Here is an 11,716-nt window from a genome sequence, read left to right on the forward strand (position 1 = left end):
GGCTCCGGTTATGTTCATCTGGCTGTGGTGCATGCGGGGCGGGAGCGGCGCTAGCGCCTGGCCAGCGACACGCCCCAGGCGCGCGGCTGGCCCATCGGCCAGCCCTTGTAGCCCTTCACGTAGTCGCGCGCGGCGCTGGTGCGCATCTCCGAGTAGAAGAACACCGCCGGCACGTCTTCGAGCAGGCGCGCGTCGAGGCTGTCGAACATGGCCTGGCGCTGCGCGCGGTCCGTGGTGTTCATGCTGTTGCCCAGCAGGCGGATGGCCTCGGGCGTGTCCCACACCTTGCGCGGCTGGCGGTCCTTGGGGCCGATGATCATCTCGTAGGAGAGCGAGGCGTCGAGCCGCGCGGAGTACGTGAAGGCCATCGCCTGGTAGTCGCCGCGGTTGTAGCGGTCGAGCATGGTGGCCCAGTCGAGCACTTCCACGTCCACCTTGAGGCCGGCTTCGCTGGCCATCGCCTGCGTCAGCACGGCCATGTCGAACAGCGAGTTGTAGCGCTTGGTGGCCAGGATCTTGATGGTCTGGCCGCGGTAGCCGGCCTCGGCCAGCAGCTTGCGCGCGGCGGCGATGTCGCGCCCCGGCATGCCGGACTGCGCGCGGCCGTAGAACGGGCTGGCGCGCGGGATCACCGAGCGGTTCGGCTGCGCCGTGCCCTCGGTGAGGGCGTCCACCATCTCCGGCACGTCGAGCGTGAGGGCCAGCGCGCGGCGGATGCGCACGTCCTTGAGCAGCGGGTCGCGGGTCTGGAACAGCAGGCCGTTCAGGCTCATGGTGGGCATGCTCTGCATCACCAGCTCGGGGTGCCTGCGGTATTCGGGCAGGTCGTTGTCCTCCACGTCGAAGATCAGGTCCACGCCGCCGGACAGCAGCGCGGCCTTGGAGGCGGCCACGTCGGGGATGACCACGAAGCGCACCCTGGCCACCTCGGCGGTCTTGTTGCCGGTGTTGCCGTCGCGCTTGCCGGGCAGGGCCGCGTAGTCGGGGTTGCGCACCAGGTCGATGTACTGGCCGCGCTTCCACTCGGCGAGCTTGAACGGGCCGGTGCCGACCGGCTCGCGCCACTTGCCGTCGGGGCCGACGGAGCTGCGGTGGTAGACGCCGGCGCCGCCGCAGTCGGGCCGCGCCAGCGTTTCCAGGAACAGCGCGGAAGGGCGGTCCAGCGTGTAGACCACGGTCAGCGGGTCTTTCGCTTCCACCTTCAGCACCTTGGCCTGGCCGCGCCCGTCGAACTCGGACAGGCAGCGCCAGTTGTTGGCCGGCGTCATGTAGCGGTGCCACGAGAACACCACGTCGTCGGCCGTGAGCGGCGCGCCGTTGTGGAATCTCAGGCCAGGGCGCAGCGCGAAGGTGTAGGTCAGGCCGTCCGGCGAGGTGGTCACGCTCTGCGCCAGCAGCGGGCCCACGGTGGTGTCCTCGCGGAACGCCACCAGGCCTTCGACGATGTGCGAAACCACCGCGTCGGTGTTGGCATCGCGGTTGATGCCGGGATCGGTGGAGCGGATGTCCGCGTTCAGGCGGATGCGCAGCGTGTCCTGCGCCGGCTGGGCATGCAGCGCGGGCGCGCCCAGGGCCAGGCACGCCGCCAGGGTGAAGGTTGCCGTCAGCAGCCGGGCCAGCGGCCGCGCGGCGTTTTTTCGTCTCGTCTCCATCTCTCCTCCGGCCGCGTCAGGCGGCGACTGCCCGCCGGTGGGCGGGGGCCGCGCCATCCGTGCGCGGCTGCTGGATTTCCATGTCCAGAGTGAAGGTGGCGAAGGTGGGATGCAGCGCGGGCAGCATCGACACCTCCATCACGCCCAGCTCCGGCTCCATCACGATCATCGCCACCGTGGCCGACAGGTTGTTGCTCGTGTTCGGGCGCGGCGGGCGGCACACCGAATACGGGGTTTCGAAATCGTCGAACAGCGCGCGCTTGATGGTGTCCACTGTGATACTGCCGACGTGCGGCAGCACCAGTTGGCGCACGCGCTCGTCGCGGTAGAGCGAGTCCGGCATCTTCTGGATGCCGAGGTCGCGCAGCTTGGACAGCGCCACCGGGCTTTGCCAGTGGTTGGCGTGCACGATCACGCCCTGCTCGGGCAGCACCTGGAAGGTCTCGTCGGGCGCGCATTCGAAATCGATGGCCACGCCGCCGGCGTGGGCCACCATCATGTTGTTGGCCGCCGACTTGGCGCTCACGTACACCGACTGCATGGCGAAGGCCAGGCGCCGCTGTTCCAGCACCTTGCGGCGGATCAGCGCCAGCGGCACGCCGAGCGTGCGGTAGTCGCGTTCGCATTCGAGGTAGTTGGCGGTGATCGAGATGCCGGCCGCGTTCATGCCCGAGCGCGCCAGCGCGCCGGCCTCGGTGAAGGTGAGGTAGTCGGGGCCGTCTTCGCGGTGCACCTTGAGCACCACCGACGATTCGGCGCATTCCGCCTTCCAGTCCCAGTTCTGCGCGTGGATCACGCGGCCGCTGGCGGTGGCGCAGGGCAGCGCCACCACGCCGGTGCAGCCGTCCGGGTCCAGCGGCACCGGCTGCTGGTTGCGCATGCGGTCGGCCAGCTTGAGCACCTCGGTGCGCGCGTTGAGCATGACCACGGCGGCGTACTCCACCTGCGCGCCTTCGGCGATGCCCTTCATTTCCTCGATGTAGGTCGCGTCGAAGGCGGCAATGGTGGGCTCGAAGGTCGCCACGATCTTGCGCAGCTCGGGCCAGCCGAGCTTGTTGCTCTCCAGCTGCCGCGCATAGTGGTCGATGCCGCGCCGGATGCGCGCGGCGGCTTGTTCGCCGTATTGCCGGCCGCGCTCGCGCGGCGGCCCGCTGACCTCGATCAGCGGGCAGTGGGGAACGGTGTCACGGAAGGCGGAATGGTCGTCGGGATGGCTGGACATGGGAGGGAGCGTTCTCGGAGTCGGATATTGTCGCGGCAACGTGGTCGGGTCCGGGCGCTGTCGCTATGGTGTAACCGCGGTGTGCTGCGGGTTGTGCTGCGATTAAGTGTATTTTGTTGATATAAAAAAATCAACGAATACTTGGGCGGCACGCCCGCTCCCCGCGGCGGTGCATGCCGGCTGCCGGCCGGGCACCACCGGCGCGCTCGGCGAACCACCTGGCGGACGCGATTTCCCTTTCCCGGTGCGAGACCATCGGTATTTTCCCCAGGCGCGTGCGCGCTTGCCGCTATGCCGCGCCGCAGCGCCATCCTGCCACCGGCGCCGTGCCGGTCCGCGGCCGCCCGGCGACCTCCGGACACCTTCGTCCGGACCCGCCACTGCAGACCCGGCCTGCTTCCTTCGCGCCGCCGCGCCTCGCCCCCTCCGATCTGGCGTTTCGCAGCATCCCGCACGCTAAATGTATTGTTTATGGTGTTTTGGATTCACAATAGACACTTAATATTGGCGTCGCCCGCTGAAACAATGGAGGCGCCAATTGATGAAATTGTCGACATTGCGAGGGGGCGGGCACGGTTTTGTGCTGTTCATGGCACAGGACGGGCCTTTCGTGCCTGCATTCCCTCGTGACCCGATAAGACATCCTGTCACACAAAAAACACATGACTCCGGGCTTCCGCCGGGGCCGTGGCGCTTGTGCCTGGACAGGGTTGGTACACGCCGGCACGAGCCAGACCGGCACTCGACTTTGACAACGAGGGGAAACCTGAAGCATGAAGAAAACAGCATTGGTGGTGGCGGCCCTTGCGGGGCTGCCCGGCAGTGGCGCGTTCGCGCAGTCGTCGGTGACGCTGTATGGCGTGGCCGACGTCGGCGTGGAGTTCGCCAATCATCAGAAGGGCGCCGGCGACAGCGTGGTGCGGATGCAGTCGGGCAACCTGTCCGGCTCGCGCTGGGGGCTGCGCGGCGCGGAAGACCTGGGCGGCGGCATGCGGGCCATCTTTGCGCTGGAGAGCGGCTACAACGTCGACGACGGCAAGAGCGGGCAGAGCGGGCGGCTGTTCGGGCGCCAGGCATGGGTGGGGCTGAGCACCGCCTATGGCTCGCTGACGCTGGGCCGCCACAACACGCCGATGTACGACATCGGCGTCCAGTACGATCCGATGGGCATTTCCACGCGCTATTCGATCGGCGTGCAGGACGACGTCTTCCAGTCGCGCGCGGACAATTCGCTCAAGTACACGGGCAAGTTCGGCCCGGTGACGGCCAAGCTGCTGTACAGCTTCGGCGCCGACGGCACCGCCGGCACCAATGGCGAGGTGCCCGGCCATTTCACGGTCGGCCGCGAATACGGCGCCAGCCTCGCCTACGAGAGCGGGCCGCTGGCCGTGGCCGCCGTCTATGACGAGCAGGACGGCGACACCGTGGCGAGCGAGGGCGACCGCACGCGCAAGGCGGCGCTGGTCGGCACCTACGCCATCGGGCCGACCAAGACCTACCTGGGCTACCGCTACGGACGCACCATGACGGCGCCCCTGAACCAGACGACGAACCTGTACTGGGCGGGCGTGCAGTGGGACATCACGCAGGCGTGGTCGCTGACCGGCGCGGCCTACTACCAGGACTTCCGCGCCTCCGGCGCCGATCCGTGGCTGTTCATCGTGTCGGGCGGCTATGCGTTCTCGCGCCGCACGGACGTCTACCTGAACGTGGCCTACACGCGCAACAAGGATGACTCGAACCTGGGCACTGGCGGCTTCGGCTCGACCGTGCCGGGCAAGAGCCAGACCGGCGTGCTGCTGGGCATCCGGCACAAGTTCTGAGCGGCGCCAGGCAGGCGGGCCTGGCCCGCCGCGCCTTGCGCGCGGCGAGCGGCTACTCGTCCTTCACCTTGCTCAGGTAGGACGGCAGCGGCGGCTGCTTCATCCTGCTGACGATGTCGAAGCGCAGCATCCAGCGTTTCCTGGCCTCGTTGATGTGCTCGTACAGCAGGCTCGCGGTGCGCTGCGGGTCGTCCGAGAGCAGGGCGTCGATGATCTGCAGGTGTTCGGTGAAGGCATCGTTGATCAGTTGCCCGGGAATCTGCAGGTACGGATCGGCCAGGTAGCGGGTCGGCACGAACAGTACGTGCGTGCGCGCGAGCGCGACCGTCATTTCCTTGTTCGGGCAATACGACAGCAGGCGGATGTGCAGGTCCGTCTCCGCCTCGTCCATGTCCTTGGCCTCGCGCTGCCCGCTGGCGATCTGGGCGGCCAGCTTGTCCCGCACGCCTTCGAGCCAGGCGCGCGGCACGCGCGCGGCCGCCTGCACCAGCGCCACGGGCTCGACCAGGCAGCGCATCTCGAACAGGTGGCCGATGCGCTCCTGCGTCACGCGCTCCGCGATCCAGTGTCCGCCCTTGTCCTTCGACAGCATGCCGACGCTGTGCATGCGCGCCATCACGTCGCGCGCGACCGTGCGGCTGACGTCGAAGTGTTCCGCGAGGCGTTCCTCGGTGATGCGCACGGTGCCGAACAGCACGCGCGTGCACAGCTCCCGCTCGACGGCGGCATACATGCGCTGCCACTGCGGCTCGCCGGTCAGGTCGACCTGCTCGAGCGTGGCGACGCGGCCCGCGCATTCTCCCCGGGCCTTGCCCGCGACCCGGTAGCCGCGCCCTTCGTTCTCGACGAGCAAACGGTCCGAGCACAGCATGGCGAGCGCGATGCGCGCGGGCGAGCGGCCGATGCTGAACGACCTCGCCACCTGCGCCTCGAGCAGCTTTTCTCCCGGAGCGATGCGCCCGCTTTCGATCATCTCGCGCAGCAACTGATAGGTGCGATGCTGGATCGATCCGCCAACCTCCGCATCGTTGGATGCGGCGGGCGGGAAACTGGCGCTGGTGGACAACTGGCTCATGGGCAGGAAGAGTGGACGCGATGGCTGAACGATACTACCGCACTTGCGCCGCGTACAGCCGCCGCCGCTACCGCCGCCGCCGCTGCCACCGCCATGCGCTCAGGCCAGGAACATGCCGATTTCCCGGTCGATCCGGCCCGCCGTCTCCGGGTCCGCTTCGGACGCCGCCAGATGCCCGTCCTGGCTGGGCAGCTGGACGAGTTGGCAGTCCGCGATGTGCTGCGCTGCCCAGATGCCTGCCTCGACCGGGTTGTAGAGGTCGAGCCGCGGCACCGCGATCAGGGTCCGCGCCCGGATCGCGGCGAGCGCCCGCGCGGTGTCGCCGCCGAAGCCCGGCGTGGTGCCGACGTCGTGGGCGTCGTAGGCCCACGACTGGTAGATCCAGTCGAGGGGATCGGCCTGCTGCCGGCGCCACCATGCCGTGCGCCGCGCCAGCCAGTCGTGCATGCCGTCCAGCGTGGCATCGGCGACATCGGCGGCAAAGCGCGTGGGGCTGCGCATGGCCAGGATGTGCGTGACCGCGACCCACGCGGTCCAGTCGACCTCCGCCGATGATCCGGCGCCGCCCGCGCGCAGCGCGAGCCGGGCCGTCTCGTTGAGCGCCTGGGACCAGGGCGCGGTCTTCGCCATCGGCACCAGCGCGACGATGCGCGACATCGCATCCGGATACGACACGCCCCATTGCAGCGCCTGCATGCCACCCATCGATGCGCCCGCCACCGCGTGCAGCGACGCGACGCCGAGCTGCTCGAGCAGCCGCTTCTGGCTGCGCACCATGTCGCGGATCGTGAAGCGCGGAAAGCGCTCGCCCGGCTGCGTGGCCGAGTTCGACGGCGACGAGGACAGGCCGTTGCCGAGCGCGTCGACGACGATGGTCGTATAGCGCGCGGGATCGAGCGCGCGGCCCGCGCCGATCAGGAAATCCAGCCGGTGGTGCGTGCTGCCGATGGCGCACAGGCCGAGCACGACCGGTTTCGACTTGTCGTCCAGGTCGCCGTGCACGACGTAGGACAGGCGCAGGTCGTCGATGGCTTCGCCCGATTCGAGCGGGAAGCGGCCGAGCGCCGCGCCGCGGTGCGGCGCGTCGATCCATCCGTCCTGCAGGGGAGGATGGCGCGGGATCATAGCTCGATCACGGCGCGGATGTCGCTGCCCGCCGCGAGCCGGTCGAGCCCCTCGTTCACCTCGCCGAGCGTGATCGTCGAGGTCACGTATTCGTCGAGCTTCAGCGTGCCGTCGAGATACGCCTGCGCCAGCGCCGGAAAATCGCGCGCCGGCTGCGCCGCGCCGTAGCTCGAGCGCACGATGCGCTTCTCGCCCATCAGCGCGCCCCAGCGGAACGCCATCTCGGCATCGGCCGGCAGCTTGCCGAGCCACACCACCTGCCCGCCCGGGCGCACGAGGTCGACGCTGGCGCGGAACCCGGCCGGGTTGCCCGCCGCCTCGAACACATGGTCCGCGCCGCGGCCTTCGGTCAGCTCCAGGTGCAGCGCGCCGAGCGTGTCGTCGGCAACCAGCGCGTGCGTGGCCCCGAGCTTGCGCGCGACCTCGAGCCGCTGCGGCTGCCGGTCGATGGCGATGATGCGCGCCGCGCCGGCCATGCGCGCGCCCTGCACGGCCGACAGCCCGACCGCGCCGCAGCCGATCACCGTCACCGTCGCGCCCGGCTCCACCTGCGCGACGTGCGCCACCGCGCCGTAGCCGGTCATCACGCCGCAGCCGATCAGGCAGGCGCGCGCGAACGGGATGTCGCGCGAGACCGGAATCGCGCAGTCCTCGCTGACCACGCACAGCTCGGCGAAGCTGCCCGAATACATCAGTTGATGCACCGGCTGGCCGTCCCACGCCAGGCGCGGACGCCCGTCGAAATGGAACGACTGCGCCGCGTGGTCGCGGTAGGGCTGGCACAGGACATGCTGCTGGCGCCGGCAGTAGAAGCAGGTGTTGCAGTGCGGGTTCCACGACGTCACCACGTGGTCGCCGACCGCGACGCTGCGCACGCTGCGCCCAATCCATTCGACCACGCCCGCCGCCTCGTGCCCGGGCACGAACGGCAGCGGCGTGCGCAGGTCGCCGCGCACCGCTTCCAGGTCGGTATGGCACAAGCTCGTCGCGCGCACGCGCACGACGACGTCGGTGTCTTCCAGCGCCGCCAGATCGAGCGATGCGACCCGAAGCGGGCTGCCCGCTTCGACCATGACTGCTGCATTGAATCCCAAACCGTCTCCCTCCGTTGATCGTTGCGCCCGGTTGCGCCCGGCCGCGCTCAGCGCTGCTGGGCCGCGCCCTTGTACAGGATCTTCCAGTTGCGCTCGCCGATCTGCTGATGGAGCGCGACGAACGCCGGGTCCAGTTCCGCGGTCGGCCTCGGCTCGTGCTCGAACGTGTTGAAGGTGTCGGTGCCGCGCACCAGGGTGGCGCTGTCCTCGCCTTCGAGCTGGCGCACGTAGGTCGGGATGTAGCGGATCGCGTAGCCGATGCGCCGGTTGGCCGAGTCGTTGGGCGGCGAGCCGTGCACGATGCGCACGTGGTGCAGCGACATTTCGCCCGGTTCGAGCTCGATCGACACCGCCTGCGACGCATCCACCTCGACGGCGATTTCCTGGCCGCGCGTGAGCAGGTTGTTGGCCGAGAACGTGTCGCGGTGCGGTATCTGGTCCAGCAGGTGCGTGCCGGGGATGACCTGCATCGCGCCGTTGGCGCGGTTGCTCTCCGACAGCGCGACCCAGGCGGTCACCACGTCGGGCTTGGACAGGCCCCAGTAGGTGGAGTCCTGGTGCCACGACACGAAGGCGGGGTCGTGCGCGTTCTTGATGAAGAAGCTGCTGGCCCAGGCAAGCAGGTTCTCGCCGTAGAGGTCCTCGATCGCGTTGACCACGGCATCGCTGCCGACCAGTTCGTTGAGCCACGGGAACAGCAGGTGGCTCTTGAGGTTGAGCGCCTTCTTCACGAGCGGGCTGTCCGAATGCTCAAAATCTTCGAGCCGCTTGCGCAGCTCCAGCGCCTTCTCGACCGGCATCACGCGAATCGGCGCGACGTAGCCGAACTTCTGGAAGTGCTCGACCTGTTGCGGAGTCAGTGACTTCAACATGCAATCTTCTCCAGTGAATTGTTATGTGGGTTGTGTGACGTGGTGATAAACAGTGAAACAGTGGTGATGAACCGGTTGTCAGCCCGCCAGCGCGCGCGCCGGCGCGCCCGTGACCGTGACGTGCGGCACGCCGCGGGCCGGCATGCGGAACCCGCCGTCGAGCAGGATGCGGCCGTCGGCTTCGCGCACGTCGGTGATGCCGCACAGCGCCATCGTCATGTCGAGCTCTTCGCGGATGATCTCGAGCGCGCGCGTCACGCCCGCCTCGCCCAGCGCGCCGAGCGCGTACAGGAACGCGCGGCCGATGTACACGCCGCGCGCGCCGCAGGCGAGCGCCTTGAGCACGTCCTGCCCCGAGCGGATGCCGCCGTCCATGTGCAGCTCGATCTCGCCGCGCACGGCCTCGGCGATGCGCGGCAGCATCGAGATCGTCGACGGCGCACCGTCGAGCTGGCGCCCGCCGTGGTTCGACACGATCAGCGCGTCGGCGCCGCAGTCCAGCGCGATCCTGGCGTCCTCGGGGTCGAGGATGCCTTTGAGGATGAGCTTGCCGTTCCACTGGCTGCGCACCCACTCGATGTCCTTCCAGGTGAGCGTCGGGTCGAACTGGTTCTGCGCCCACTCGGCCATCGAGGCGATGCCGGTCACGCCCGGCGCGTGCCCGACGATGTTGCCGAACGTGCGGCGCGGCGTGCGCAGCATGCCGGCGCACCACGCCGGATAGCGCGCGAGGTGCGCGAGATTGCGCAGCGTGAGCCGGGGCGGCGCCGACAGGCCGTTGCGCAGGTCCTTGTGCCGGCGCCCCTGGATCTGCAGGTCGAGCGTCAGCACCAGCGCGGAGCAGCCCGCCACCTGCGCGCGCCGGATCAGGTCCGCGATGAACACGCGGTCCTTCATCATGTAGAGCTGGAACCAGAACGGCTTGGTGGTGTGCGCGGCTACGTCCTCGATCGAGCACACGCTCACCGTCGACAGCGTGAACGGCACGCCGAAGCGCTCGGCCGCGCGCGCGGCGAGAATCTCGCCGTCCGCGTGCTGCATGCCCGCGATGCCGGTCGGCGCCAGCGCGAGGGGCATCGACACGGCGTGCCCGGCCATCGTCGAGGCCAGGTTGCGCCGGCTGAAGTCGACGGCCACGCGCTGCCTGAACTTGAGCCGCGCGAGGTCGTCCTCGTTCGCGCGGTAGGTCGATTCAGTCCACGAGCCGGCGTCGACGTAGTCGTAGAACATCTTGGGCACGCGGCGTTTGGCGCGCTGGCGCAGTTCCTCGATGGTGGCGAAATGGGTCATGTCGGTACGGCTGGCAGGTTGGAATGAAGAGGCGAGGGCCCGGTGGCGCTCATGCGATGCCCGGCTCGAACCGCGGCTGGCGCTTGGGCGTGCGCACGCAGACCGCCACCAGGATCGCGCCGAGCGCGGCAATGAGGCCCGTGAGCAGGAACGCGCTCTTGAAGTTGCCCGACCACTGCACCAGGAAGCCCGTCAGCGCCGGCGCGACGATGCCCGCGAGGTTGGCGATGAAGTGGATGAAGCCGCCGATGGCGCCAACCCGGTCCTTCTCGACCGTATCGAGCACGATCGCGAAGTAGGTGTTGTACGAGGCGTACATGAAGAACACCCCGGTCGCCATCAGCGCCACGGCGCTGGTGAGTTCCGTGACGGTGCCCGTGGCCGCGATGCAGGCCGCGCCGGCGCCGAGACTGGTGATCAGCACGACCTTGCGCGCGAAGATCGCGCGGCCGGTGCGCCGGAACAGGTAGTCGCACACCACGCCGCCGGCGATCAGGCCGGTGGCGCCCACCGCCCACGGAATCACGCTGACCACCGCCATCTTCTGGATGCTCAGGTGATGCGCCATCGTCAGGTAGCTGGGGAACCACGACAGGAAGAAGTAGAGGATGTAGGCGTAGCCGAAGAACGCGAACGCGGTGGCGAGAATGGCGGGCTGCAGCAGGTACTCGCGCAGCGGCGTGACGGTGCCCGGGGTGGTCTCGCGCGGCGCTTCCGCGCTGGCCGTGGCGGGCTCGTCGGGCGCGACTTCGGGGTTGTCCTTGGCCATCAGCAGCCAGCTTATCACCCACAGCAGGCCGACCGAGGCGATGATCACGAACGACACGCGCCAGCCGACGCTGACCGCGAGGAAGCCGACGATCGGGCCGGCCAGCGCCGCGCCCAGCGACTGTCCCGAGTTGGCGATGCCGATCGCGCTGGCTTGCTGCGCGCGCGGGAACCAGTTCGAGACGAGCTTGTTGATGTTGGCGCAGAACGGTCCTTCGCCCATGCCGAAGACCACGCGCACGGCCAGCAGGCTGGCCAGCCCGACCGTGGTCGCGGTGAGGCCGCAGAACAGCGACCAGACCAGCATCGACACGGTCAGCACGCGCTTCGGGCCGAAGCGGTCGGCCGCGTATCCGCCGACGAAGCAGAACAGCGCGTAGCCGACGAAAAAGCTGCTGAAGACGATGCCCAGTTGCGCCGGGTCCAGATGCAGTTCCTGCGCGACCAGCGGCGCCGTGATCGACAGCGCCGCGCGGTCGAGATAGCTGATCGCCCCGCCCACGAACAGCAACCATATGAGCGTCCAGCGCGAGCGTGTCTCCATGAGTGTCTCCTTTGTTGACTGCTTTATCGGCAGATGCGCTGCCTGCGTCTTGATGTTATTTGGTACATTGCATCCAATGTGCATTCAGAGTAATGACGGGGTCGCGGGATGTCAATGTGGCGATGGCTAGTGATTACCCTTGGTGCGTGTCCGGATGCCTGCCGGGGGATGCCATGCGCCGTGGTTTGCGCGGTTTGCGCGGACGTGACGGAGCAGCGGGGGGGGGGGGGGGGGGGGGGGGGGGGGGGGGG

At 68.8% G+C, this 11,716-nt stretch carries 9 protein-coding genes; 1 reads left to right on the forward strand and 8 read right to left on the reverse strand.

All coding sequences use genetic code 11. The annotated features are described in order from the left end of the window. Window positions 1-50: 50 nt before the first annotated feature. Together AC3WXD_RS00900 and AC3WXD_RS00905 are read right to left on the reverse strand one after the other, a co-directional pair. The gene (locus AC3WXD_RS00900) at window positions 51-1,652 is read right to left on the reverse strand and encodes an ABC transporter substrate-binding protein (RefSeq protein WP_231586587.1); all 1,602 of its coding nucleotides are present in this window, start codon (window positions 1,650-1,652) and stop codon (window positions 51-53) included. Between the two features lie 16 nt (window positions 1,653-1,668). Further along, the gene (locus tag AC3WXD_RS00905; RefSeq protein ID WP_492322816.1) at window positions 1,669-2,874 is read right to left on the reverse strand and encodes a C45 family autoproteolytic acyltransferase/hydrolase; all 1,206 of its coding nucleotides are present in this window, start codon (window positions 2,872-2,874) and stop codon (window positions 1,669-1,671) included. A 773-nt stretch (window positions 2,875-3,647) separates the two neighbouring features. Here AC3WXD_RS00905 and AC3WXD_RS00910 point away from each other — a divergent pair. Further along, window positions 3,648-4,697, forward strand: a complete 1,050-nt coding sequence (locus AC3WXD_RS00910; protein ID WP_492322817.1) for a porin — start codon at window positions 3,648-3,650, stop codon at window positions 4,695-4,697. Between the two features lie 52 nt (window positions 4,698-4,749). Here AC3WXD_RS00910 and AC3WXD_RS00915 read toward each other — a convergent pair whose 3' ends face one another. The 6 genes from AC3WXD_RS00915 to AC3WXD_RS00940 form a co-directional block, all read right to left on the reverse strand. Next, a complete protein-coding gene (locus tag AC3WXD_RS00915) occupies window positions 4,750-5,772 on the reverse strand; it encodes a GntR family transcriptional regulator (RefSeq protein ID WP_082079922.1) in 1,023 nt (340 codons plus the stop codon). 99 nt (window positions 5,773-5,871) lie between these two features. Next, window positions 5,872-6,897 carry an alpha/beta fold hydrolase gene (locus AC3WXD_RS00920; RefSeq protein WP_492322818.1) on the reverse strand — a complete coding sequence of 342 codons (1,026 nt, stop codon included), beginning with the start codon at window positions 6,895-6,897 and terminating at the stop codon, window positions 5,872-5,874. Continuing rightward, window positions 6,894-7,991, reverse strand: coding sequence for a Zn-dependent alcohol dehydrogenase (locus AC3WXD_RS00925; RefSeq protein WP_231586588.1), 1,098 nt, complete (start codon window positions 7,989-7,991; stop codon window positions 6,894-6,896). Before AC3WXD_RS00925 ends, AC3WXD_RS00920 begins: the two co-directional genes overlap by 4 nt. Window positions 7,992-8,038: 47 nt before the next feature. After that, window positions 8,039-8,863 (reverse strand): phytanoyl-CoA dioxygenase family protein, encoded by an 825-nt coding sequence (locus AC3WXD_RS00930; protein ID WP_020201526.1) that lies wholly within the window; start codon window positions 8,861-8,863, stop codon window positions 8,039-8,041. Between the two features lie 78 nt (window positions 8,864-8,941). Next, window positions 8,942-10,153, reverse strand: coding sequence for an alpha-hydroxy acid oxidase (locus tag AC3WXD_RS00935; protein WP_059413974.1), 1,212 nt, complete (start codon window positions 10,151-10,153; stop codon window positions 8,942-8,944). Window positions 10,154-10,202: 49 nt separating this feature from the next. Beyond that, window positions 10,203-11,465, reverse strand: a complete 1,263-nt coding sequence (locus tag AC3WXD_RS00940) for an MFS transporter (RefSeq protein WP_020201524.1) — start codon at window positions 11,463-11,465, stop codon at window positions 10,203-10,205. Window positions 11,466-11,716 lie beyond the last annotated feature (251 nt).

The organism is Cupriavidus sp. FW216-B1 (assembly GCF_058789195.1).